Source organism: Pseudomonas sp. P105 (assembly GCF_032614175.1).
GTDB lineage: Bacteria > Pseudomonadota > Gammaproteobacteria > Pseudomonadales > Pseudomonadaceae > Aquipseudomonas > Aquipseudomonas rhizophila.
This window is the reverse complement of the sequence record NZ_CP126693.1, coordinates 6187042-6212509: the sequence shown is the minus strand read 5'-3', so window position 1 is coordinate 6212509 and position 25468 is coordinate 6187042. Positions and strand designations below refer to the sequence as shown.

Genomic DNA, 25468 nt, shown 5'->3' with positions numbered 1-25468 from the left:
GTAGGAAAGGGGGACAAGTTCTATCGGAAAGGCAGCAGGCGTGAGCAATCCGACCTGTGGGAGCGAGCCTGCTCGCGATCGCGGTGGGTCAGTCACTGTCAATGTTGCCTGATCCACTGCTATCGCGAGCAAGCTCGCTCCCACATAAAAAGCTTTCAGAACGCCTAGATCGCTTCCAACTTGGCATACCCCAGCATCAGCCACTTGCTGCCTTCGCTGAAGTTCACCTGAACCCGGGCCTGGGCGCCGGCGCCTTCGAAGTTGAGGATCACGCCATCGCCGAACACCGAATGTCGCACGGTCTGGCCGAGACTGAAGCCGGTTTCCGGAATGTCGCTGCCGCCAAACAGACTGCTGGTGCTTTGCTGCTGGCCGCCGCCGAACGGACGGCTGACGCTGTTGGACAGCCGCACCTCCTGAATCAGGCCTTTGGGCACTTCACGGACGAAGCGCGACACCTTGTTGTAGGTTTCGCTGCCGTACAGGCGTCGGGTCTCGGCGTACGTCAACACCAGGTTCTGCATGGCGCGGGTGATGCCAACGTAGGCCAGGCGTCGTTCCTCTTCCAAGCGTCCCGGCTCTTCCAGGCTCATCTTGTGCGGGAACAGGCCTTCTTCCATTCCCACCAGGAACACGTAGGGGAATTCCAGGCCCTTGGCACTGTGCAGGGTCATCAACTGGATGCTGTCTTCATGCTCGTCGGCCTGGGTGTCGCCGGCCTCCAGAGAGGCGTGGCCCAGGAAGGCCGACAGCGGCGAAAGCTCTTCGTCTTCCTCGGTGTTCTCGAAGTTGCGTGCGGCGCTGACCAGTTCCTCGAGGTTTTCCACCCGGGCCTGGCCTTTCTCGCCCTTTTCCGCCTCGTGGTAGGCGATCAGGCCGGACTGCTCGATAACGGTCTGAGTCATCAAATGCAGCGGCATGTCCGTGCACTTGGTGGCCAGGTCGTCGATCAGGTCCATGAACGCCTTCAGCGCACCGGCGGCGCGGCCGGTCATGCCCTTGTTGGTGACCAACTGGCGCATGGCTTCCCACATCGACACATGGCTGTGGCGCGCGTGGTCGCGAATCGCTTCGACGGTTTTCTCGCCAATGCCCCGGGTCGGGACGTTGATCACCCGCTCCAGGGCCGCGTCGTTGCCGCGTCCTTCGAGCAGGCGCAGGTAGGCCATGGCGTTCTTGATTTCGGCGCGCTCGAAGAAGCGCTGGCCGCCATAGATGCGGTACGGGATACGTTCGCGCAACAGGGCCTCTTCCAATACCCGGGATTGGGCGTTGGAGCGATACAGGATGGCGATGTCGCTGCGGGACAGCCCGGTTTTCAGCGCGCTTTCGATGGTTTCCACCACGTAGCGGGCTTCATCGTGTTCGTTGAAGGCGGCATAGAGGTTGATCGCTTCGCCTTCGCCGCTGTCGGTCCACAGCTCTTTACCCAGGCGCCCGGTATTGTTGGCGATCAGGGCGTTGGCGGCCTTGAGAATGCCGGCGGTGGAGCGGTAGTTCTGTTCCAGGCGGATCACTTGGGCGTCGGGAAAATCCGCCGAGTACTGATGAATGTTCTCGATTTTGGCGCCGCGCCAGCCGTAGATCGACTGGTCGTCATCGCCCACCACCATCAGGCTGTCGCCGCCCTTGGCCAGCAGGCGCAACCAGGCGTATTGCACGGCGTTGGTGTCCTGGAACTCGTCCACCAGCACATGCCGGAAGCGCTTCTGATAGTGCGCCAGCAGTCCTGGATGATCGCGCCACAGGTCCAGTGCGCGCAGTAGCAGCTCGGAGAAGTCGATCACGCCAGCCCGCTGACACGCCGCCTCGTAGGCTTCATAGATGCTGCGCATGGTCGCCAGGAACAGATCGCCGCTGGCCTGGATGTGTTGCGGGCGCAGGCCTTCGTCTTTCTGGCCGTTGATGAACCACTGGGCCTGACGGGCCGGCCAGCGCTGTTCGTCCAGGCCCAGCTCACGGATCACCCGCTTGACCAGCCGCTGCTGGTCGTCGCTGTCGAGAATCTGGAAAGTCTGGCTCAGGCCGGCTTCCTGCCAATGCGCCCGCAACAAGCGGTGCGCCAGGCCGTGGAAGGTGCCGACCCACATGCCGGCCGGGTTGATGCCCATCAGTTGCTCGATGCGATGGCGCATCTCGGCAGCGGCCTTGTTGGTGAACGTCACCGACAGGATCGAATGGGGCGAGGCGTTCTCGACCTGGATCAACCAGGCGATACGGTGCACCAGCACCCGGGTTTTACCGGAGCCGGCACCGGCCAGGACTAACTGACGACCCACGGAGGCCGCTACGGCCTGGCGTTGGGCATCGTTGAGGGAGTTCAGCAGAAGGGAGAGATCATCGCGCATCGGGGCATTCTAGGGTGCGGCGGCAGCCCGGGCAAACCGAGCTTTGCCCCAGCCGATAAAAGACCGGTCGGTGATGACTGGTTGGTCATGGGCCACAGGCATTGGCCGGGCTCGCTTGAAGGGCTCGCGACCCAATGAAATAGCGACTTTTTCAGCATTTTTATGAGCTTGGGCAGTGTGGGATGGCCGTTGCCTTGTGTATGCTCGCTGCATGTTTCGGGTTCTCCATGCTCCGCTGAATAAGAACAAGAACAGTGCCTATGACCCTAAATTCCGATCTGGCGGGCCCCTGTGTGGAGCCACGGATCATCTGCAAGCAGTACGCCACGGAAATGGCGGTCGAACGCACAAGGCTGTTGTATCAGGGTTCGCTGCTGCCCACGCTTTTCATGTTGGTCAACGGCCTGGTTTGCGCCGCGTTGTTGTGGGGGCCTTCGCGTCATTTTCAGGTCAGCGTCTGGCTGGTCTGGTTGCTCTCGCTGGTAGCGCTACGAGTCATTCAGGTGGCAGCCTTCGATTCGGCGATACCCAGCCGCCAGGCGCACCCGATATGGTTGCGAATGTTTTTGCTCGGCTCGGCGATGACCGGGCTGACATTGGCCGGAGCAGGTATTGCACTGGTACCGGCCGACAGCTTTCAACAACAGGCCTGGGTATTCGGCCTGATTGGCGCGGCCACCTTGTCAGCCAGCGTTGCCTATGCCGTGAGCCTTCCGGCGTTTTTGTCCTTTACCTTACCGTGCCTGTTGCCGGCCATCGGTTATCTGTTCTGGGGCGGCGATGAGCACCAGCGCGGATGGGGTTGGCTCGGACTGGTCGTACTCGTCTCGCTCAGCGTGGTGGCCTGGCAGGTCAACCGGTTGATACAAAGTGGCATGCTGCGAAGGTTCCAGAATCAGGCGCTGATCGAGCATTTGCAGCAGGCGCAAGCGCGTAGCGCACAGCTCAACGAGGCACTCGGCCGGGAAGTCGAACAACGCCGCAGCGCCGAGGAAAAACTGCGGTCGGCCCAGGTAGGGCTGGAGGCGCGCGTGGTACAGCGCAGCCTCGAGTTGGAGGCGACCAGCCAGGCCCTGAGCAAGAGCGAAGCCCGTCTTGACCTGGCGCTCAAGGCCAGTGAGTTGGGGCTCTGGGATTGGAACCTGCAAACCGACGAAGTCCATCACACCCAGCTCAAGGAACTGTTCGGCCTGGAGCCTGAGTACATCACAGCGATGCTCAGTCACCTGACCCCGCGTCTGCATCCTCAAGACGTGCCGGCCCTCAAACGCGCCCTCGTTGAGCACCTCAAAGGCCGCAGCGAGGACTACCAGATCGAATACCGCGTACGTCACGGCGATGGCCATTGGGTCTGGATCGAAGACCGCGGTCGGGCTGTGGAGCGCAGCCCGAGTGGCCGCGTGTTGCGCATGGTTGGCACCCGGCGAGACATCAGCACCCGTAAAGAACTTGAGCAACAGCGCCAATTGGCGGCCACGGTTTTCGAGGCCGCCAGCGAAGGCATTGTGATTTTTGACCCGCATTACGCACTGCTGGCCGCCAACCAGGCGTTCACGCGGGTCACCGGTTTTAATATCGATGACATGCTGGGACGCAATGTCGTCGATTTGCCCTGCAGTCGTGATGCCCGCCGGCACTACCCGATTATCCGCCAGGCGCTCAAGCAGCACGGCACCTGGCAAGGTGAACTGGTGGAGGCCCGGGCCAATGGCGAGTTGTATCCCCAGTGGCTGCAACTGAACGTGGTGCGCGATGCTCGGGGAAATGTGAGCCATATCGTGGGCTTCTTCGCCGATCTTTCGGCCCGGCGCGAGTCCGAAGAGCGAATGCGCTACCTGACCCATTACGACGAACTCACCGGGCTGGCGAACCGCTCGTTATTCCGTGAGCGCCTGCACGAAGCCCACCAGCGGGTGCGTCAGGGCGGACGACGCAGCCTGGCACTGCTGCATATCGACCTGGACCGTTTCAAGCTCCTCAACGATAGCCTCGGCCATGATGTTGCTGACCAACTGTTGCAGAAGATGGCCCGCCGCCTGATCAATGCGTTGCCCGAAGCGGACACCATCGCCCGCTTGTCTGGCGATGAATTCGGGGTGCTGTTCGACGCCTACGGCAACCTCTCCAGCCTGGCGCGGGTGGCAACCCGATTGTCCGCCAAGCTGCGCCTGCCGCTCACCATCGAGGGCCACGAACTGGTGGTCAGCGCCTCGATCGGCATCAGCATGTTGCCCGACAATGCGCGGGAGATTTCCACGCTGGTCAGTCAGGCGAACATGGCCATGCAACATGCCAAGCATTTGGGCGGCAACAATTTCCAGTTCTATACCGACAGCCTTCAGGCCAGCACGTTGGAGCGCCTGCAACTGGAGAATCAACTGCGCAAGGCCCTTGAAGAGCAGCAGTTGAAGGTTTTCTATCAACCCAAGCTGTGCCTGGCGACCGGCCGTCTGAACGCCGCCGAGGCATTGGTGCGCTGGGATCATCCGGTCATGGGCCGAGTCCCGCCGGGAGACTTCATCAGCCTGGCCGAAGAGACCGGGCTGATCGGGCCGATCGGCGAGTTCGTGTTGCGCCAGGCCTGTTGGCAGGCGTGCCAATGGCAGCGTGAGGGGCTGGCGCCGATCAGGGTGTCGGTCAACCTGTCGGTGCATCAGTTGCGCCAAGGCAAGCTGGTCAGCCTGGTTCGGCAAGTGCTGGAGGAAACCGGTCTGGCGCCGCAATACCTGGAACTGGAACTGACTGAAAGCCAGTTGCTCGACAGCGTTGAGCACATCATCGCGACGTTCCAGCAATTGCGCGACCTCGGGGTCAAGCTGGCGATCGATGACTTTGGTACCGGCTATTCGTCTCTGAGTTATCTCAAACGCATCCCTGTGGATTACGTGAAAATCGATCAGGCGTTCATTCGTGGGCTGACGGAGGGTAGCGAAGACGCAGCCATTACCCGGGCAATCATTGCAATGGCCCATGGGTTGTCGCTCAAAGTGGTGGCCGAAGGCGTCGAGCGGCCAGAGCAGCTCGAATTTCTGAAAGCTGAACAATGTGATGAGGTTCAGGGCTATCTCATCAGCCGACCGGTTGAAGCACAAGGGTTGGCCGCGCTGTTATGGGCTAATCGGGATGATTGCTAGCCCGCCGTTGCTACATGGCGTGCATGCGGCATGAAACCGGGAGATTGAGTTACGGATTGGGCGGGCAAAAAGCCGATTCTTGTAGTATAACTACAAGCTTGCTACATCCCGGCTTCCGCCAATAACAAGAGTCCAGTCCCTTGAACCTGTTGCAACACATCGCCCAGTCACGCCATCTGCTACGCAAGTCGGAGCTGAAAGTCGCCGATCACGTATTGCTTGATCCTGCGGCCGTGATGCACAGCTCCATGGCCGATCTTGCCCACAGCGTCGGCATCAGCGAACCGACCATTGTGCGTTTCTGCCGAGCCATCGGTTGTTCGGGTTTCCAAGACCTGAAACTCAAGCTGGCGCAAAGCCTCGCCGCGGGTGCGAGCTTTGGCCAGTTTGCGATCCATGAGGACGACTCGGTCGCCGACTACAGCCTGAAAATCTTCGACACGACCCTGCACACGCTGATGGAGGTTCGCGAGAAGCTTGATCCGGTGGCGTTGCAAAAAGCCGTCACGGCCATGTCCCAGGCCCAGCGTGTCGAGTTTTATGGTTTCGGTGCTTCGGGCGCGGTGGCGGCCGATGCCCAGCACAAGTTCTTCCGGCTACTGCTGACGGCCGCGGCTTATTCCGACCCGCACATGCAGGCGATGTCGGCGGTCACGCTGAAGCCCACCGACGTGGCGATCTGCATTTCCCAGTCGGGCCGTTCCAAGGATCTGCTGATCACCGCCAACCTGGTGCGCGAAAGCGGCGCCTCGTTGATCACCTTGTGCCCGAGCCAGACGCCATTGGCCGAGCTGTCCACGGTGAACTTGGCCATCGACGTGCATGAAGACACGGAGATCTACACGCCGTTGACCTCGCGCATCGCCCATCTGGTGGTGATCGATGTGTTGGCGATGGGCGTCGCCATGGCGCGCGGCCCAAGTTTGGTCAATCACCTCAAGAGCGTGAAACGCAGCCTGCGCAGCTTGCGGTTGTCACCCAAGTCGGTGAAAGCGCTGGACGATTGACCGCTGGTCTTGAAGTTGGGGCATCTGTGGCGAGGGGATCTGCGAATTCATCGTTCTGTAACGCTCGCGCCGCCAAACCGTCATCGCGCGCCTTCATCGTAAAGCTCCCGTATACGTCTTGGGAGTCTCGACATGACCCAGTCCTACGAAGAACGCAGCGCCGTCAAAACCCGTCGTCAGCAGGAAGACCAGCGCCGCATGGCGTTCCGTCGTGCCATCGAAGACCGCTGTGAGCAGCGCCAGCTGCTGGCCGAAATCAGCGAGTTTCCGGACGCAGCAGAATTCAACTATTGGCAGGCAACATCGGCGGCTTCCCGTCGAAACGCTCAACCAGGCCAATGATCTGAGCACGCTCGCCGCGAACGAACGCCAGGAAGGCGTGAGCCACCGGTGACAAGCGTTTCGCCCTGGCTTGTACCAGGCACCAACTGCGGTACAGCGGCAGCTCCTCCACCGGCAACTCGATGAGAGCGCCGGACACCATCTCCCGGCTTACGGCGTGGCGCGTCAACAGCGCCACGCCCAGCCCTGCGAGAACGCATTCGCGTTGGGCCTCCGCCGACGCCACTTCCAGCGTCTGGGTGAAGTGCACCCGTTTCTCCTTGAAATACTCCTCGCAGGCCAGCCGCGTGCCTGACCCTGGCTCGCGCAGCAGCAGCGTATACGGCTCAAGGTCTTGCAAGCGCAACGGGCCCATGTGGCACAGCGGATGGTCGGGCGGCGCCACAGCGACGATCGGGTTATTGAGAAATGGCAGGAATTCCAGGCCCATGTCCTGAGGCACCATGGACATGATCACCAGATCGTCGCGGTTGTCCGAGAGCCTTCGGATCACTTGGCCGCGGTTGACCACCGTGAGGTTCAGGTTGACCTCCGGGTGCTGGCGCTTGAAGGCGGCGAACAGGTGCGGCACGAAGTACTTGGCGCTGGATTCCACCGCCAGCTTCAATTGGCCTTGCAGCGAGCCCTGCATGTCCGACAACTGCATGTCGAGGTTTTCCAGGCGCCCGAAGATGTCCCGGCTGGCGCGTTGAAGGGCTTCGGCGGCTTCGGTCATGTAGAGTTTTTTGCCAACGTACTCAAACAGCGGCTGGCCAATCAGCTCCTCAAGTGATCGAATCTGTAGGCTAACGGCCGGTTGTGTGAGAGACATTTCGTCGGCTGCGCGGCTGTAGGACCTCAGGTCGCACACCTCATTGAAAATCTGCAGTTGACGCAATGTCATACGCATCAATGACTTACGCATTTTCTATAGGCTCTCGGGCGGGGCGGATGAGTCAACTATAAGTCTTTGCTTATGCACGACCCAATAAATATTCATTTTTGTTAATCAACAGCCAGGACTAGTGTGGTGCTGCGACCGATTGTTACATCTGGTCACGCGTCGACCTGAAGCTCCAGGTCGTGGTACCACCGGCTCAAGGGAACCTCCAATTGATAACAAAGATCCTGATCGCCAACCGTGGTGAGATTGCCGTCCGCATCGTGCGCGCTTGCGCCGAGATGGGCATTCGCTCGGTCGCGGTCTATTCCGACGCTGACCGTCATGCGTTGCATGTCAAGCGTGCGGACGAGGCCCACAGCATCGGCGCCGATCCGCTGGCCGGCTATCTCAACCCGCGCAAACTGGTGAACCTGGCCGTGGAAACCGGTTGCGATGCGTTGCATCCCGGTTATGGCTTTCTCTCGGAAAACGCCGAGCTGGCGGACATCTGCGCCGAGCGCGGGATCAAATTCATCGGTCCGTCGGCTGAAGTCATTCGCCGCATGGGCGACAAGACCGAAGCGCGTCGCAGCATGATCAAGGCCGGCGTACCGGTCACGCCGGGCACCGAAGGCAACGTATCGGGCATCGAAGAGGCCCTGACCGAAGGCGACCGCATTGGTTACCCGGTGATGCTCAAGGCTACGTCCGGTGGTGGCGGTCGGGGTATCCGTCGTTGCAACAGCCGCGAAGAGCTCGAACAGGCTTTCCCGCGGGTCATTTCCGAAGCCACCAAGGCCTTTGGTTCGGCGGAAGTGTTCCTGGAAAAATGCATCGTCAATCCCAAGCACATCGAAGCGCAGATCCTGGGTGACAGTTTTGGCAACGTGGTGCATCTGTTCGAGCGTGATTGCTCGATCCAGCGTCGCAACCAGAAGCTGATCGAGATTGCCCCCAGCCCGCAACTGACGCCTGAGCAGCGCGCCTACATTGGTGACCTGTCGGTGCGCGCCGCCAAGGCTGTGGGCTACGAGAACGCCGGCACCGTGGAGTTCCTGCTCGCCGAGGGCGAGGTGTACTTCATGGAGATGAACACCCGGGTGCAGGTGGAACACACCATCACCGAAGAAATCACCGGCATCGACATTGTTCGTGAACAGATCCGCATCGCCTCCGGCCTTCCGTTGTCGGTCAAGCAGGAAGACATTCATCACCGTGGCTTCGCGCTGCAGTTTCGGATCAACGCCGAAGACCCTAAAAACAACTTCCTGCCCAGTTTCGGCAAGATCACCCGCTACTACGCCCCCGGCGGCCCGGGCGTGCGCACCGACACAGCGATCTATACCGGCTACACCATTCCGCCCTTCTACGATTCGATGTGCCTGAAGCTGGTGGTCTGGGCGCTGACCTGGGAAGAAGCAATGGACCGTGGCCTGCGAGCCCTGGACGACATGCGTCTGCAAGGGGTCAAGACCACCGCGGCGTATTACCAGGAAATCCTGCGCAACCCGGAATTCCGTAGTGGCCAGTTCAATACCAGCTTCGTTGAAAGCCATCCTGAGCTGACCAACTACTCGATCAAGCGCAAACCCGAAGAGCTGGCCCTGGCCATCGCCGCCGCCATTGCCGCCCACGCAGGCCTGTAAGGAAAATAACAATGTCCAAGAAGATTCACGTAACCGATACGATCCTGCGCGACGCTCACCAATCGCTGCTCGCCACTCGCATGCGCACCGAAGACATGCTGCCGATCTGCGACAAGCTCGACAAAGTCGGCTATTGGTCGCTGGAAGTCTGGGGCGGCGCAACATTCGACGCCTGCGTGCGCTTCCTGAAGGAAGACCCGTGGGAGCGCTTGCGCCAACTGCGCGCGGCGCTGCCCAACACTCGCCTGCAAATGCTGCTGCGTGGTCAGAACCTGCTGGGCTATCGCCATTACAGCGATGACGTGGTCAAGGCGTTCGTGGCCAAGGCTGCGGTCAACGGCATCGATGTGTTCCGTATTTTCGATGCGATGAACGACGTGCGTAACCTGCGGGTCGCCATCGAGGCGGTGAAAGCCGCCGGCAAGCACGCCCAAGGCACCATCGCCTACACCACCAGCCCGGTGCACACCATTGAGGCTTTCGTAGCCCAGGCCAAGCAAATGGAAGCCATGGGTTGCGACTCGGTGGCGATCAAGGACATGGCCGGTTTGCTGACCCCGTACGCCACTGGCGAGCTGGTGAAGGCATTGAAGACCGAGCAGTCGTTGCCGGTGTTCATCCATTCCCATGACACCGCTGGCCTGGCCGCGATGTGCCAGCTCAAGGCGATCGAAAACGGCGCCGATCACATCGACACCGCGATCTCCAGCTTCGCCTGGGGCACCAGCCATCCGGGCACCGAGTCGATGGTTGCGGCCCTTAAGGGCAGCGAGTTCGACACTGGCCTGAACCTGGAATTGCTGCAGGAAATCGGCCTGTATTTCTATGCGGTGCGCAAAAAATACCACCAGTTCGAAAGCGAGTTCACGGCGGTGGACACCCGCGTCCAGGTCAATCAGGTGCCGGGCGGGATGATTTCCAACCTGGCCAACCAGCTCAAAGAGCAGGGCGCGTTGAATCGCATGAACGAGGTGCTGGCAGAGATTCCACGGGTGCGCGAAGACCTTGGCTTCCCGCCGCTGGTGACCCCGACCTCGCAGATCGTCGGCACTCAGGCGTTCTTCAACGTACTGGCCGGTGAGCGCTACAAGACCATCACCAACGAAGTGAAGCTCTATTTGCAGGGCGGCTACGGCAAGGCTCCGGGTTCGGTGAATGAGAAGCTGCGCCGTCAGGCCATCGGCAGCGAAGACGTGATCGATGTGCGTCCGGCCGACCTGCTCAAGCCGGAAATGACCAAGCTGCGTGGCGAAATCGGCGCACTGGCCAAATCCGAAGAAGACGTACTGACTTACGCCATGTTCCCGGACATCGGGCGCAAGTTCCTCGAAGAACGCGAAGCCGGCACCCTGACCCCGGAAGTGCTGTTGCCAATCCCTGAGGCGGGCAGTGTGAGCTCGGCGGGTGGTGAAGGCGTGCCGACCGAGTTCGTCATCGATGTTCACGGCGAAACCTACCGCGTCGACATCACCGGCGTGGGCGTCAAGGCTGAAGGCAAGCGTCACTTCTACCTGTCCATCGATGGCATGCCCGAAGAGGTCGTGTTCGAACCGCTCAATGAGTTTGTCGGCGGCGGCAGCAGCAAGCGCAAACAAGCCACTGCGCCGGGCCATGTCAGCACCACCATGCCGGGCAACATCGTCGATGTGCTGGTCAAGGAGGGCGATGTGGTGAAGGCCGGCCAAGCGGTGCTTATTACCGAAGCCATGAAGATGGAAACCGAAGTGCAGGCGGCTATCGCCGGCAAGGTCACCGCCATTCATGTCGCCAAGGGCGACCGGGTCAATCCGGGCGAGATCCTGATCGAGATCGAAGGCTGAGCTAACAGCCTCGATACAACCGTTTAACCTCGGGGGGGCATGTGCTCCCCTTTTTTTTGCCTGTCAGAACATCATTCGCCATTGGCCCATCAACGCCCCGTTACGGTTGTCCTGACCGGTTTCACCCTTATAACTCACCCCCAGGGTATGCCTGGGCGAAACGGCCAGGTCCAGCCCTGTTTCGAAGAGCAGGCTGTCACGGTCCAGTTCGACGCCTTCGACGGTATACGACTTGCCTGCGCCGGCCAGGCCCTGGCGGGAAGCGCCTCGGGTCTCGCCGTAGAGATGTTTCCAACCGAGACTCAAGCGCGGCGTCAGTCGCATGCCCTGGTCAAGAGAGAATGACCGGGCGAGGTGCAGGCCCAGGTTGCTGTGGAAATAGTCCTGGGTCTGACCGTTGAACTGCAACGCCGCGTCGCCACCGTTCTCCGAATAGCGATCGCGTTGGTAGCGTTGGTAACCAAGGTCGATATAAGGCTCGATATCGAAGTGACCGATGTTCAGGTTGTAACCGAGCTGGCCAAAGACCTGCTGCGTATTGGCATCGTAGCGACCTTTGAGGCGATCCCTGAAACCGTTGAAGAGCACATGACGCTTGGTACTGCCGTCATGATTGCCGTAAACGGCGCCCAGGCGCAGCGCCCATGGCCCGTCCTGGCGCAAGGCGTAGGCGCCCAGGTGCCAACTGTCGAGCCGACCATCGAACTGCTGGCCGTCCAGCCGGGTTTGCGTCTTGCCGCCGATTATCCCCAGGCGCCAATCCGGGCTGATGGCCCAGTCGGTTCCCAGCATCACACCTTTTGTCGAGTGTTTCAGGGCATAGCTGCCCAATTGTTTGCCGATACTGCCGCTGTTCCCGATGGCCTGGACCCAGACTTGACCGTCAGCGTGCACGCTCCCGGGGTTTTTCTGGCCCATGGCCGAAAGCATTCCGCTGCTGATCGGCGCGATGCTGCTCAAGGTGGCGTTGCCCAGATCCGCAGTGTTGTAGCCACTCAGTTGGTCGATGGCGCTGGCGGCGGTCATCATATCGCTGCCGAGCAAGGCGTTGATGGCGGCGTTGGGTTTTGCGACTGGCTGGGTGGTTTGCAATTGGCCGGTGGGTTTGGGAGCGGTGCTGGTGATTTTGGGTGGCTCGACGGGTTTGATTGCTGGGGCTTCGATCACTGGTCGGGCACCAGCTGCCAGTGCAACGGTAGGCACGTCGATGGGGGCGGGCGCTGCTGGTTTGACCGGTTGCAGCGCTTCGATATGGGCCGCAAGTTCTTGCCCGTTTTCGGTAGTTGCTGCTTGCTTGAGGGGAACATCGTTGCGCGCGTAAGTCAGGTTGACTTGCGTATCGGTGGGGCTCAGCGTCGCCGTCATGAAGGCCAGATTGCTGGAGACCGTGCCGAACGTTCCTTCGATCTTCCCCGCGCGGATGACCGTGTGCTCGCGCGCCTCAATGTATTCGCCCGGCACGCCGGCGACGGTCAGCGTCGCGTTGTTGAGGAGCGCGGTGCCTTCAACGTTGATCGTGGAGCTACCACCATCTGCATTGACCCCGTAGATCAGCTCGGCAGTCTCCGCCAACGAGAAATCCTGAGTTACGGAGGGTGCGCCTGTTTCGGGGCCGACTTCCAACTGGCCCGCGATACTCAAGAACTCCACAGTGCCATTGCCGCTGAAGCTGGCCTTCTCGCGTACATGAACCTGCCCATTGACCACGCCGGAGTTCGTCATGCTGGCACCTGGCTCGACAGTCACGCGATTGGCGATCACGCCCTGGTTATCCAGAGTGCCGAGAACCCCTACCTGCCCGTCGATTCGACCAGTATTGAGCAACGTGGTGTCTGGCTCGATCACTCCCCAGCCTGCGAAGCTCCCGGTGTGTTGCCATTCGCCTTGCGCAACCTGCAAAGCCATGAAATTTCGGGTTTCAGCCAATATCGGATGCTTGGCGGCGTCCAGGCGCAGAACGTTTTTTCCTCCGCCACCATCAATGATCCCGGGAAATTTTGCGTTTGCGCTGATGATGACCCAGTCATTTTTGCCCGTCCATTTCGCGTCGCCTTTACGGGAAGTGATGGCATTTTGCCGCTTGGTATCCTTAGCTTCGGCGAAGGCCTTGAGGTGCTCTTGTTGCTCGGCGGTTGTGAGGATATCGGCTGATGGCTGAGCCATCGAAACATCGGCGCCGCCGAGCGCCAAGGCGATTGCCAGGGCAAGGTGTTGGGGTGGGTGTAAATGTTGGATAGACATCGAGTGCGGCCTCTCTTGAAAGAAGTCCGCACTTTAAAAATTCCACCCCCGGTCACGCTGCCAGCTAACGCCGCGCCTTGGGCAAGCCACAGCAGATGGAATCTGTAGGCCGGTCGTGTTGCGATCCAGAGATCGTCGCGTTGGCTTCCATGACCTGAAGCGTCGCCCTACAAGATCCTCGGAACTGTCCTGTCAGCTGCGCTTGAGATAAGCCTTCCCATAATGCCGCTCCATCCGCGCCTGGATCAGCTCCAACGCGATGGACATCAACCAGTAAATGATCGCCGCCGTGGTGAGCATTTCGATGTAGCGGTAGCTGGAACGACCATAGGATTGCGCCAGGAACATCACTTCCCAGACGCCCATCACCGAGATCAGGGACGAGTCCTTGAGCATGGAGATGAATTGGTTGGTGGTCGGTGGAATGATGGTGCGCATGGCCTGGGGCAGGGTGACGCGCCAGAAGATCACGGTTTCACCCATGCCCAGCGCAAGGGAGGCTTCGCGCTGGCCATGGGGGACGCCAAGGATGCCGGCGCGGAAGATTTCGCTCAGGTAGGCGCCGTAGTTCAGCGACAGGGCGATGATCCCGGCGGCAATCGCGCCCGGCACCAGCCCCAGTTGTGGCAGCCCGAGGTAGATCAGCAGAATCTGGATCAGCAGCGGTGTGCCGCGAAAGAACGACGCGTAGAAACTGGCAATGCCGAAGGCAACCGCGCTGCTGGACAGCCGCGCCAGGGCGGTGATGAAGCCCAGCAAGGACGAAGCGACGATCGAACACAGGCATAGAAACAGCGTCAGCGCCGCGCCCTGCAGAAAGCCGTTGGGTGCCAGGTGCACGCCCAGCAGATTCGGCAGCTTGTCCAGGATGATGGAGAATTTCAGGTCGAAGCTCAGGAAAAAACTCGCGAACAACACCAGCATGGTTGCCCAGGTCAGGTACAACCGTGTGCGAAAACCGAAGATCTTTTTCAGGCGCGACTCGGCCACCGGTTGCGGTGGCCGAGAAGGGGATGGAAAGGAAGTCATTGGCTGATGTCGGCGCCGATCCATTTTTGGGAAAGCTTGCTCAAGGTGCCGTCCTGTTTCAACTGGGCGAACACTTCACGCACCTTGCTGTTCCACTCGGCGTCGCCTTTTTCGATGGCCACCGAGTTCGGCTCGGAATAGAGCGCCTCGCCCGCCAGTTTGAAGCGTTTGTCTTCGCTCAGGCGCGGCTGCGCAGTCACCAGATTGGTCAGCACCGCGTCCAGCCGCACCCCGGCACCCAGCCCCAAATCCTGGAAGGCCACGTTGTCGGTGTCGTACGGGGCGATCTGCACGTCCTCGAAGGGGTAGCTCAAACGGGTGTCTTCCGCGCCTTCGATCACCAGGTTCTTGTTCAGGTAGCTCTCGTAGCTGGAGGCGCTGGTGAGGCCGACTTTCTTGCCGCTCAGGTCACTGGCGCCATGGATGCTGTCGTCCTTGGCGTTGACCACGATCACCGCTGGCGAAGCGTAATACTGAACCGGGAAATCGAACACCTCGGCGCGGGCCTTGCTTGGCGTCATGGAGCAGATGCAGATGTCGTAGCGCCCGCTCCAGCGCCCGGCGGCAATCACGTCCCAGGAGGGGGTTTCCAGGCGCAGCTTCACGCCCAGTTTTTCAGCGACCGCTTTGGCAACATCCACGTCAAAACCGTCGAGCTGGTTCTGATCGTTGAGGAATGAGAAGGGCGGATAGCTTTCCATCAGCACGCCGACCAGTTCTTTTTTCTGCTCGATGCGATCCAGCGTGGCGCCAGCGAGCGCTTGTGACGAAACGGCCAGTAGAGTCAGGCCGAGGGCCAGCAGCGGTTGAAATTTCACGAGAGATCCCTGGCTGAAAAATAAGTTGTGGTTAACCGATGGGTGCGTATTAAATAGTTATAAGAAGGACTCCGGTAGTGAGTATTTTTCATAAGCTTATGAGTGAATCGCATATGGGCGCAGCAACGATAGTCATCCTTGATGGCGGCATGGGCCGCGAACTGCAACGCCGGGGCGCCCCGTTCCGACAGCCCGAGTGGTCGGCGTTGGCCTTGAGCGAAGCACCGCAGGCGGTCGAAGCGGTACACGCGGCCTACATCGCCAGCGGCGCCAACGTGATTACCAGCAACAGCTACGCCGTAGTACCGTTTCACATCGGAGAGGAGCGCTTTGCAGCCGAGGGCCAGGCATTGGCGGCGCTGGCTGGGGAGCTGGCGCAGCGGGCGGTACAGGCCTCAGGCAAATCAGTACGGATTGCCGGGTCGCTGCCACCGTTGTTCGGTTCCTATCGACCCGATTTGTTCGATGCTTGCCGTGCCAATGAATTGCTGGCGCCGCTGGTGACAGGCCTGGCGCCTCATGTTGACCTGTGGTTGGCCGAAACCCAAAGCTCGACGGTTGAAGCGCGAGCGATCCACGCCGGGCTGCCGAAGGACGGCAAGCCGTTCTGGCTGTCATTCACCCTGAAAGATGAAGACACCGATGAAGTGCCGCGCCTGCGTTCCGGTGAGCCGGTGGCGGACGCGGCGGCAGTGGCCGCCGAGCTCGGCGTCGAAACGCTGCTGTTCAATTGCAGCCAACCAGAAGTGATCGGCGCAGCAATCGATGCCGCGCGGGACACCTTCGAGCGTCTGGGGGTGAAGATCCACATTGGAGCCTACGCCAACGCGTTCCCACCGCAGCCGAAGGAGGCGACGGCCAACGACGGGTTGGACCCGCTGCGCGAAGACCTTGATCCACCAGGGTACCTTCAGTGGGCGGCTGACTGGCGCAAGCGCGGGGCAAGCCATCTGGGCGGCTGCTGCGGGATTGGGCCGGAGCATATTGCGGTGCTGGCGCAAAAGCTGGTCTGAGCCTGGTTCATCGTAATAACTCTATGGCGAGGGAGCTTGCTCGCGCTGGGCTGCGCAGCGGCCCTAAGAACTTGCGGTTGCTGCGCAACCGAGCGCGAGCAAGCGCCTTCGCCACGGAGTCGTGAGATTCTGCTGACATTTGGACTTACGCTTTTCCCCGAACCCTCTAACCCCTCCATACATATGTATGTCATTTCCGCTCGAACGGCGCGATAGGGTCCCAGCCCTGATCACAACCGGACACTGAAATGACTGTTTTCTCTGAAAATGAACGTGGCGTGCCTTCTTTCGCGCGCTTGAAACCCATCAGCCTGTTACCCAACGGGAGCCGATTTCAACCCCATACATTTGCCGATCAATGGTTAGCCCAATGGGGCCTCACCGGCGAGGCGCAGGTTCAGGTCACTTATCTGGAGGTCGAGACTGTTGATTCGGCCGCTGAACGCAAAACCGCCGCGGTGGCGTTGCGGGACGCCGTGACACAAGGCTTTCTGAGAGCCCATCAAAGCCGGGCTTCCTCCTCCGCCTTGTCCCCGCGAGAGGGCTGGGTTTATCCCCACCGAAGTCAGATGTCCCTGGACTTTTCGTCACTGCGGGCCAACGGTAAAGCACTCTCGCAAGACGTCCTGCAGCAATTGCGAGCCGGCATCGAGCCCGGTTATCAGGGCACTGGACAGCCCCTCATCACCGAGGTGGATGCTCACGGCAATCTGCTCGGCGCCCGTGAAAAAGAGCAGCTCCGGCAATTGGGGCTTCTGGATGCCAATCAGGTGAAGCTGGCCCGGTTGCTCGCCGCGCTTCCAACGTTCGACACGGTACTCAAGAGTCTGCTGGTCGGCAGAATCAAGGCAAAGCTTGCGCAAGGGAAATTCCGTGCCTCGGCGTTTGAGCACCTGGACCCGGATCACTGCTACGTGAACCACTTTAGCGTCGACTCGATGGGTAAGCGTGCGTTGATCTCCTCGCAGCGCTTTACCGACGTCATGTTGAGCTGCCTGACAACGGACACACGGCCCACCTACACGGTCGATGGCGTGGGATTCTTCAGTCGTGCGGATACGGTGGAAGAGGCTGACAGCCTATTTGTCAGCCCATTGGATCGGAAAACTGCAGCGATCATGGAGTCGGCATTCTATGTCGCTCAACCGGCCACCAACGAAAGTCTCAAGCGGCAGTTTCAGGATGACCTCCTTGCGTTTCGCACGGGTAAGTACGTAGCGGACTGGCTCGATACACCAAGCCCATCCACAGCTGAAGCGGCGCTTGCTTTTTTGCTGTCCCGGCGCTTCTTGTATTTGTTCGATCTGTACAAGGCTGATCGGGATCCGGCCCTCCAATTGACTCTGAGTGAGCGCAACCTGCAGAACGATGAGGATCGCCTGCTGGACCTCATCACGACCCATCCTCGCATGACGGACAGAAACCGCCTGTTGCGGGCGCCCATTCCCCATGTTTATGCCGTCATGCTCGACATGGGTGCCGCAGCGCCCCGCAAATGGCCCGCTGCAATGACCATCAAGCGGGCCGATCAGTCCGCATTGTTCCTGTACTCGCTGGAAGGAGGGATCCAGAAATTCCGTTCCTTCAAGGATCTGGTCAACAAGGTCAGCCCTGTCTATGAGGGACAAAAACGCAGGATTCGGGATATCGCCTCTGAATTGTCTGGACACGCCTTTGAAATCGCCGCAGATGACCTGCTGCGGTTTCAAAGTGCCGCGCTGGAAACGTTTCTGAATGCGCCTGTAAACGAAACACTCGCCTTGCCTGCCTTTGCCCTGAATGTCGAAAATGCGCTGGACCTGCCCATGCTGTCCCTTGCCGGGCCACTGGCTGCGCGCCAGGAAACCCTGGTTGAAGACAATCGCCCTGATTTCTTTAAAACGGCGACCTCTGCGGAAAAATCGCATTATCGCGGTCTGGAGCTGCTGGTATTGGAAGCCGCCTATAAATCGGCAGCCAGTGATATCCAGACGTTGTTGCAGTTCACCCGCCAGAAGATCAGGCAATATCTGCAAAAGGTCGTGCACGCGGACATAGACCCCGATCCGGACCTGTCCATGGTTACGTTTTTCTATGGGAAGAGGGCCAACCCGGGGCAGTCCCGTGTCAGCAGCCTGACCCAGTTGCTATTGGATAACCTGCGACCGTCTCAGCACCCGAATGCAATGAGGGAGGTACTGAGCGCTTACCTGATCGATTCCGACGGCGAACGTATCCGCAACCCGGCCAACGGCTATTTCATTACGTTGAGCGGGCGCGAACTGGCCAAGATGGTGACGAGCATCGATGCCGGTGGCAGTTATGAGGCCATGCTCAGGGAGCAAATGAATAAACCGGCCTACAAGAAGGCCTGGCAGACAGCGTACCTGGCCAATCTGAAATTCAAAGGCTATGAGGCCTCGCTCAAGGGCGACGCAGTGTTCAAGGCCATGGTGGTCGATAAGGCCTCCAACCCACCCAAATCAACGAAGAAACTCGCCCTCTGGCTGGACACTGTCCTGAGCTCGCCGTCGGTAGAGGCCCGCGCCTCCGTCATGGGGCGCAGCGTGCATGTGTACGGTCTGATGTTGGGTGGAAGCATGGCCGTCGGCGGCCGACACGCCCATATGGGCAATGCGGTCAGCATCAATGGTGTGCTGGTGTTTTCCGATCAGGAAGGGCCGGATATCAAGGGCACCGTGGGGGTTTATTTTCCCGACAGTCCCGAGGGCGAGGACTTCCACGAGTTTGCCGATCTGAGCGAGGGCGTTGCCGAGCTGTTGTCACGGGAGGATTGGCAGGCGTATTTCCGTTCGCGTATCTCCACGCGTAACCCTTCCGAGATAAAACGCACGCTGGGGCAACAGGGGGGGCGTCCGCTGATTCGCGGTTCGTTGATCACCGGCGATCTTCTTGAAGCCCTCCACCGGGCGCACATCAACTTTCACAGTGCCCATGCCGATCAGCGTTCCAACAGTAACCGCGATGTCCGTCATCAAACCTATGGCAGGTTCGGGCAGATGGCGATCGAGGTTGTCATGGAGTTGGCCGGTATGTTCCTGGCGCCGGGTTTCCAGATGCTCAAGAGCGCCGTCAAGACCGGCTTGCTGGTGTACAGGACCGGGGCTATTCCGCTGAACCTGAAGACTCTGGCGCTTGTGCATGCGGTAGCGAACCATGGCGGATCGCGTCTTGCCCGAGGCACCGTGCCCTCTCGGGGCCAATCTTTTTTCCGCGCGGTGACCGCGCGCCAGAGTCAGGATGAAGCGCTGTCCGGGTTGCCATTGGACATGGCGATCTATGCTCCTTATGCGGTGAAGGATGTCTCGGTGATCCGTGGGCTGACCGCGGACGCGCGAGGCTTTTATCGTGCCACGATCAGCAATGTGGCCACCGGCAGTGTGACGGCTCGCCCCGTGTATGTGCGACAACCCGACGGGACGGTGTTCCGTGTGCATGACCACACGAAGCTGGATGCAACCGAAGCCACCCTGGTCAACCCGATGACGGGGCTGGACATCCGCTCCAGTGGGGTGATGCGCAGCACCGTGGCGCGCATGTCCGATGGGCAGTGGCGTGCCGTGGGCTTTGGCCGGGGCGGCGGCAAACGGCCGGCGCAGACGCCTGCCCAACCGGGCCCGTCAAAGAAGCCTGCCCTATCGGTTTCCGCTGTTTCCAATTCGATACGCACGCCGGGCAGTTGGAACAATCGGATCATAGACCTGGTGCCGTCAATCATGACGCGCCTGGCGATCTGGCCACAAAACCGCAGCTTGCTGATCATTGATGAAATATCCGCACAACGTGCCTGGTCGGTGCGTTTTACCCCGGGGCAACATGAAACGATTTATCCGGTGGCCGAGCATCCGGATAGAGCAGATACAGATGTCGTTTTGAGACGAACCGGTCATGACCATTACAGTTTGCTCTTGGGTGAGCGCGTGGTGGATATCGATGCCGATGGTGATTGCCTATTCAAGGCCTTGGCGGCTGGGTTGAATGAAGGGCAGGCCCAGGAGACGTTCACGATGCAGGGGCTGCGCGATGCGGCAGCCGATCATGTCGATCTACATCCGGAGTTGAGTCAATACGTGGCGCCGCCAGTCTCCAGAGTGCAGCAAGCGCTTTTTGAGAATGCGCCATCGCTGGTCAATCTTCTGGACAATGCGGCGATGCTCGATCTCACCCGGATCGTCTACGGAACGCCCAACCCGCAGCGCTTGTTCCAACCGACCTTGGATTACTTGGACCTGCATGCAAACAGAACTGTTCGTATGGCAATTACTGCGGCACCAGGGACTAAGTTACCTCCTGAGATCCTGCAGGAAGTCGGCCGCATGTTATCGCCCCGGCCCCCGGCAAATCTGGCGGCAGGCACCAGCGGCCCTTTTTCCGCGCAGGAAAAAGTCACCATGAAGCAACTGTTCGAGGACATTCTGCTGCCGCCTGTCGATGATCAGAACATTCTTCGGCTGCTCGGTGACAAGTACCTGCTGGTTTCCAAAGACGTGGCCCACATCATGCTGGAGTATGGGCTCACCGCCCGGCAGTTGGTCGGTCATCATCCCCGCAATAGCCTGGCCTATGTCAGGCATGAGGAGGCGCTGCACGATCATCTGGACCCGGATGAGCTAGAAACGCTGCTGGACGGTGCCCATCTCGTGGATCGCAATGATCTGGATGACGTAAAAGACCAGCTGATGCGCGTTCGGGACAAGTTCGTCGATGACGATGCTGAGCTGTTTGATCAGTTCATGTATGCCGACATGGTCGAGCGGACCGTTGATTTATTCAGAACGGCCCTTGGGCGTTTCCCTGATCTGCTGCGGCGGGCCAACATTATCCTGAGATCCCGCGTTATCGCTCACAACCTCGGTGGCATGTTGTCCGTGAGTGACGTCGCGAGGTGGATCCGTAATCCGGCGCTGTCCGACAGGCGCTTTGAACTCATTGCCGCGTATGCAGACGCCCGTTATGCCGAACTGGAGCGTACGGGACGCATCGACCTTGACTGGATGCAGGTGTTCAATGATCAGAACCTGCAAAACATTCTCGTTTATCGACCTAATTTGATGGCGTTCATGAAGTTCCTGGGCGGGGCGCGGAAGAACGTTGAGAGCATAGACGTACCTGCCGTCGCGAAATTGTTTAGCCCTCCAGGGGAGTTGCCGTCCAATAACCGGGTGGCCATCTTGTTAAATACCCCGGGTTTAGTGGGGAACCTTATGCGTCTGCGAGCCGATTACGCCATGCAGATCTGGCTCGACCTGATTGGGCCGCATTTTAGCGATGCGACTATTCGGCAGGCGCTTGGACGACCGGGGTCGCTGCGTACTGGACTGGAATTTGGATTGGCATTAAGAGAAAGCCTGGGGGCAGAAGAAGCCCGTGCGAATCGAATCATCCAGACCCTGTTCGCCATCGGCCAACGACGGGCCCAGCTCTATCTCTACAACTTTAACTTCCCAGCTAACCGCTTGGGGCATAGCCGTCTGGATTTTGCCGTGTACCTGGAAAGTCATCTGAGCATCCCGCAATGGGCCTGGCAGTATGCACGACGGGGCGTAACTCCTGACTCGCTCAAGCAGTTTGGTGAGGTGAAGCGCAAGTCGGAGTGATTTGACGGTGGGCAGGCGACGAATGTGTCGACTGCCCACTAGCCATCGCGAGCAGGCTCGCTCCCACAAGGGATTGGCGGCGAATACAGATTCTGCATTCGCCCTGGGCTCCTGTGGGAGCGAGCCTGCTCGCGATAGCTGACTGTCAGGCGAAACAATTCAAGAGCGACACTCCACCAACCCAAGCACCTGCCCACCCGCGCTCTGGTTCTCCTCACTCAGCCAGCGCTCGAATCCTGCCCGGATCGCCGGCCACTCCGAATCCAGCATCGAGTACCACGCGGTGTCGCGGTTCTGGCCCTTGACCACCATATGCTGGCGGAACACCCCTTCAAAGGTGAAGCCCAGCCGCTCGGCGGCGTATTTGGAACGGGCATTGGCGTTGTTGCACTTCCACTCCAGGCGCCGATAACCCAGAGCGAAAGATTCCTTGGCCAACAGATAAACCGCCTCGGTGCTTTTCGGCGAGCGCTGCATCGACGCGCCGAAGGTCACATGGCCGATCTCGATGCGGCCTTGTGCTGGCACGATCGACATCAGGCTGAGGATGCCCTGCACCTCGCCACTGGCGCGGTCGATCACGCTGAAGAAATACGGGTCGACGTTGGCGGCGTGATTGGCCAGCCACGCATCGAACGCACTGCGATCCTTGAACGGGCCGTAGGGCAAGTAATCCCAGAGTTTCGGGTCGGCACCGGGCCCTTCGAGGGCTTGCCACAGGCCGTCGGCGTGACGCGCCGGATCGAGTTTTTCCAGGCGGATGAAGCGCCCTTCGAGCAACTGCGTAGACGGCGCCGGAGCGCCTTTCCAATCGGCGAGGGAAATCGACATGCTGCGCTCCTTACAGGGCTTTGCGAAATTGAATGTAACCCGGGCGTTCGGCGATGCGCTCATAGAGCTGGATCGCCGTCGCGTTGGTTTCGTGGGTCAGCCAATGCACCTTGCAGCAACCATCGGCCTTGGCGGTGGTGTAGACAAATTCGATGAGCTGGCGACCGACCCCGGTGCCGCGGCTGTGCTCTGACACCAGCAGGTCTTGCAGGTAGCAGGAGTTTTCGATGCTCCAGTTCGACCGGTGATAAATGAAGTGCACCAGGCCTACCGCCGTGTCGCCGTTCCAGGCGAGGGCGCCGTGGGTCGGTTCGCGGTCATCGAGCAGACGTTGCCAGGTGCTTTGGCTCACGGCCTGCGGCAGTTCGGTGTTGTAGAAACGCAGGTAGGCCTGCCACAACGGCAACCAGGCGGCGTGATCGTCAGCGCTGACGAGGCGGATCTGGGGATGGCTCATGTTCACTCCTTGGAGGATAGGTCATGCATCAGGTATGCGAGGGCCTGGTCCTGCGGGTCCAGGCTGGCGGCAAGACCCTGGCGCACCCCGCTGATGTCCGCGGGGCTGCGGTTCTGGCTGAGTTTGCGTTTGCCTTCCAGGCGCTGGATGGGCAGGGTGAAACCGACGATGGCCTTGAGCATGCTGTCGATGTACTGCGCCGGTGCATCATCGATTTTCCAGGGCTGGGCGCGGCCGGCTTCGTGACGATCGGTCAGGGCGCCCACCAGGTTACGCAGGCGATGGGGATCGCTGAACACCTCTGCGCGGCCATAGGCGTGTACGGCCAGATAGTTCCAGGTCGGCACGACTTTGCCGTGTTCGGCCTTGCTGGGATAGAAACCGGGACTGACGTAGGCGTCGGCCCCGGCGAAAACCACCAATGCTTCGGCACCGGCTTCCAGGTCATGCCATTGTGGATTGGCCCGGGCCATGTGGCCGTAGAGGCTGCCATTGGGGCCTTGTTGCGGGTCCAGCAACAGTGGCAAATGACTGGCCTGCAAGCCGTGTTCACCGTGAGTGATCAATACAGCCAGGCGGCAATCACCCATCATGGCATGCAGTTGGGGCAGGTCTTCGACGACAAAGGCTTGTGGGTTGTACATGACGATTTTCCTTGGCGAATGCGAGCATCCTAGGCAGGCTATTGGTCTGTTGTAAGAGCCACTTATGACCAATTCGATAGGTCCATTTGCGAGGACTCTCATGAACAATGCCGTGCCGCCACTGTCGTTCAACCCCGCCGGCATTGAGCTGGACCGCCGTCAGGGGCTCAGTCGCCAGCTTTACCAGGCTTTGCGTATGCGGGTGCTGGATGGGCGGTTGGCCAGCGGTACGCGTCTGCCGGCCAGTCGCGATCTGGCGGCGGCCTTGGCGATTTCCCGCAATAGCGTGGTGCGGGCCTATGACCAGCTCTACGCCGAGGGTTTCATCGAAGGACGGGTCGGTGACGGCACTTATGTGGCAAAACTGTCGTCGACGGCCCTGCCGCTGAAAAACATATCCACAAAAGTATCCACAGGGTTTTCAACAGGCTTATCCACTGGTTTACCCACAGATTGGCTGGATTTACCTGTGGGTCCATCCAGTAAAGTTATCCACAGCGGTGCATTGGAACGGGTCGGAAAGCACCATTTGCCCCAACCACCCCTGGGTCCGCCAAGGGCATTTCGGGTCGGTGTTCCGGCGTTCGATCTGTTTCCTTTCGAGGTTTGGGCCAAGCTGAACGCGGCTTTCTGGCGCAAGCCGGATCTGCAGCAACTGTGCTATGGCGATTCCCAAGGTGATGCGCGCTTGCGCGGTCTTATCGCAGCGTATCTGCGCAGCTCCCGAGGCCTGCACTGCACAGCTGAACAAATTGTGATCACCAGCGGAGCTCAGCAGGGCATTAGCCTTTGTGCACAGCTACTGGTGGACCCGGGTGACGTCGTGGCTGTGGAAAACCCCGGCTATCGCGCCGCCGGGCATGCGTTCTCGGTCGCTGGTGCCGAGGTCAGAGGGGTGCCCGTCGATGGCGATGGTCTGGATTGCGCGGCGTTGGGTACGTTGAACCACTGTCGGCTGACTTATGTCACGCCGTCCCATCAGTACCCGACCGGGGTCGTCATGAGCCTTGCGCGGCGCTTGGAGCTGCTGACCTGGGCCGAGCGCAATAATGGCTGGATCGTCGAGGATGACTATGACGGCGAGTATCGCTACAGCGGTGCGCCGCTGGCGCCTCTGGCTGCACTGGATCGCCAGGGGCGGGTTCTTTATGTCGGGACGTTCGGCAAAGTCGCGTTCCCGGCCTTGCGCCTGGGTTATCTCGTGTTGCCACCCGGCCTGGTAGACGCCTTCGCCCGACGTCGTGCGGTGGATGTACGCCACTCTGAAGTCAGTACCCAGGCGGTGATGGCCGAATTCATGGCCGCCGGGCATTTCCAACGGCACATCAGGCGTATGCGCCGGGCCGCCCTGGCCAGGCGCGACGCGCTGCTGGCCGGCTGGCCGAAGGCGGTTCCAGGGGTTGGCGCCATGCCCACGGTGGTGGCGGGCCTGCACGTCACTGTGCCGGTGGACAGCGTCGAGCGTGAGCAAGAGCTGATAGCCCGAGCGACCCATGCCGGTGTCGAAATCAATGGCTTGAGTGGCTATTGGTTGCCCACCACGACGACGCCAGTGCGAGCCGGGCTGGTGCTGGGGTTCGCGGCCGTCCCGCCAGCAGCGATTGGCACCGCGCTGGCGAGCCTGGCCAAGGCCTGGAGAACAGGAGGCTGAGCGCCTGGCACAATCCCTGTGGGAGCGA

Annotated in this window: 17 protein-coding genes; 9 read left to right on the top strand and 8 right to left on the bottom strand. The window is 60.2% G+C overall.

Features of this window, described 5'->3' with window-relative positions; genetic code table 11:
• Window positions 1–164 precede the first annotated feature (164 nt).
• A complete protein-coding gene (gene uvrD / locus QOM08_RS27925) occupies window positions 165–2348 on the bottom strand; it encodes a DNA helicase II (RefSeq protein WP_316912372.1) in 2184 nt (727 codons plus the stop codon).
• Window positions 2349–2608: 260 nt separating this feature from the next.
• Here uvrD and QOM08_RS27920 point away from each other — a divergent pair, with 260 nt between their 5' ends.
• The 3 genes from QOM08_RS27920 (at window position 2609) to QOM08_RS27910 (ending at window position 6831) form a co-directional block, all read left to right on the top strand.
• The gene (locus QOM08_RS27920; protein WP_316912371.1) at window positions 2609–5482 is read left to right on the top strand and encodes a putative bifunctional diguanylate cyclase/phosphodiesterase; all 2874 of its coding nucleotides are present in this window, start codon (window positions 2609–2611) and stop codon (window positions 5480–5482) included.
• A 140-nt stretch (window positions 5483–5622) separates the two neighbouring features.
• Entirely contained in the window at window positions 5623–6489 is an 867-nt protein-coding gene (gene hexR / locus QOM08_RS27915) for a transcriptional regulator HexR (protein ID WP_003187110.1), read from the top strand.
• Window positions 6490–6621: 132 nt separating this feature from the next.
• The gene (locus QOM08_RS27910; protein WP_047226697.1) at window positions 6622–6831 is read left to right on the top strand and encodes a PA3496 family putative envelope integrity protein; all 210 of its coding nucleotides are present in this window, start codon (window positions 6622–6624) and stop codon (window positions 6829–6831) included.
• Here QOM08_RS27910 and QOM08_RS27905 read toward each other — a convergent pair.
• A complete protein-coding gene (locus QOM08_RS27905; RefSeq protein WP_047226698.1) occupies window positions 6773–7735 on the bottom strand; it encodes a LysR family transcriptional regulator in 963 nt (320 codons plus the stop codon). The genes QOM08_RS27910 and QOM08_RS27905 overlap by 59 nt on opposite strands.
• A 188-nt stretch (window positions 7736–7923) precedes the next feature.
• Between QOM08_RS27905 and QOM08_RS27900 the strand changes: the two genes are divergently transcribed.
• Together QOM08_RS27900 and oadA are read left to right on the top strand one after the other, a co-directional pair.
• On the top strand, window positions 7924–9339 hold the full coding sequence (locus QOM08_RS27900) for an acetyl-CoA carboxylase biotin carboxylase subunit (RefSeq protein ID WP_047226699.1): 1416 nt from the start codon (window positions 7924–7926) through the stop codon (window positions 9337–9339).
• A gap of 11 nt (window positions 9340–9350) precedes the next feature.
• On the top strand, window positions 9351–11159 hold the full coding sequence (oadA, locus tag QOM08_RS27895; protein ID WP_047226700.1) for a sodium-extruding oxaloacetate decarboxylase subunit alpha: 1809 nt from the start codon (window positions 9351–9353) through the stop codon (window positions 11157–11159).
• A 63-nt stretch (window positions 11160–11222) separates the two neighbouring features.
• On the opposite strand, the gene QOM08_RS27890 is transcribed toward oadA, so the two are convergent.
• Window positions 11223–12881, bottom strand: a complete 1659-nt coding sequence (locus tag QOM08_RS27890) for an autotransporter domain-containing protein (RefSeq protein WP_316912370.1) — start codon at window positions 12879–12881, stop codon at window positions 11223–11225.
• Between QOM08_RS27890 and QOM08_RS27885 the strand changes: the two genes are divergently transcribed.
• Entirely contained in the window at window positions 12846–13310 is a 465-nt protein-coding gene (locus tag QOM08_RS27885) for a hypothetical protein (protein ID WP_310663031.1), read from the top strand. The two genes, QOM08_RS27890 and QOM08_RS27885, sit on opposite strands and share 36 nt — an antisense overlap.
• A 282-nt stretch (window positions 13311–13592) precedes the next feature.
• Here QOM08_RS27885 and QOM08_RS27880 read toward each other — a convergent pair whose 3' ends face one another.
• On the bottom strand, window positions 13593–14429 hold the full coding sequence (locus QOM08_RS27880) for an amino acid ABC transporter permease (protein ID WP_188251885.1): 837 nt from the start codon (window positions 14427–14429) through the stop codon (window positions 13593–13595).
• A complete protein-coding gene (locus tag QOM08_RS27875; protein ID WP_047226703.1) occupies window positions 14426–15247 on the bottom strand; it encodes an ABC transporter substrate-binding protein in 822 nt (273 codons plus the stop codon). The genes QOM08_RS27880 and QOM08_RS27875 overlap by 4 nt, the downstream gene beginning before the upstream one ends.
• Window positions 15248–15360: 113 nt before the next feature.
• On the opposite strand from QOM08_RS27875, the gene QOM08_RS27870 reads away from it, so the two are divergent.
• Both QOM08_RS27870 and QOM08_RS27865 read left to right on the top strand, forming a co-directional pair.
• On the top strand, window positions 15361–16260 hold the full coding sequence (locus tag QOM08_RS27870; protein ID WP_047226704.1) for a homocysteine S-methyltransferase family protein: 900 nt from the start codon (window positions 15361–15363) through the stop codon (window positions 16258–16260).
• 248 nt (window positions 16261–16508) lie between these two features.
• Entirely contained in the window at window positions 16509–21857 is a 5349-nt protein-coding gene (locus tag QOM08_RS27865; RefSeq protein WP_316912369.1) for a dermonecrotic toxin domain-containing protein, read from the top strand.
• 159 nt (window positions 21858–22016) lie between these two features.
• On the opposite strand, the gene QOM08_RS27860 is transcribed toward QOM08_RS27865, so the two are convergent.
• The 3 genes from QOM08_RS27860 to QOM08_RS27850 are packed head-to-tail and all read right to left on the bottom strand — an operon-like array spanning window position 22017 to window position 23789.
• Entirely contained in the window at window positions 22017–22688 is a 672-nt protein-coding gene (locus QOM08_RS27860) for a GNAT family N-acetyltransferase (protein ID WP_281459697.1), read from the bottom strand.
• Window positions 22689–22698: 10 nt separating this feature from the next.
• Window positions 22699–23145, bottom strand: coding sequence for a GNAT family N-acetyltransferase (locus QOM08_RS27855; protein WP_188251881.1), 447 nt, complete (start codon window positions 23143–23145; stop codon window positions 22699–22701).
• Window positions 23146–23147: 2 nt separating this feature from the next.
• Window positions 23148–23789 carry an FMN-binding negative transcriptional regulator gene (locus QOM08_RS27850; protein WP_316912368.1) on the bottom strand — a complete coding sequence of 214 codons (642 nt, stop codon included), beginning with the start codon at window positions 23787–23789 and terminating at the stop codon, window positions 23148–23150.
• 100 nt (window positions 23790–23889) lie between these two features.
• Here QOM08_RS27850 and QOM08_RS27845 point away from each other — a divergent pair, with 100 nt between their 5' ends.
• On the top strand, window positions 23890–25440 hold the full coding sequence (locus QOM08_RS27845; RefSeq protein WP_316912367.1) for a PLP-dependent aminotransferase family protein: 1551 nt from the start codon (window positions 23890–23892) through the stop codon (window positions 25438–25440).
• The last annotated feature ends 28 nt before the right edge of the window (window positions 25441–25468 follow it).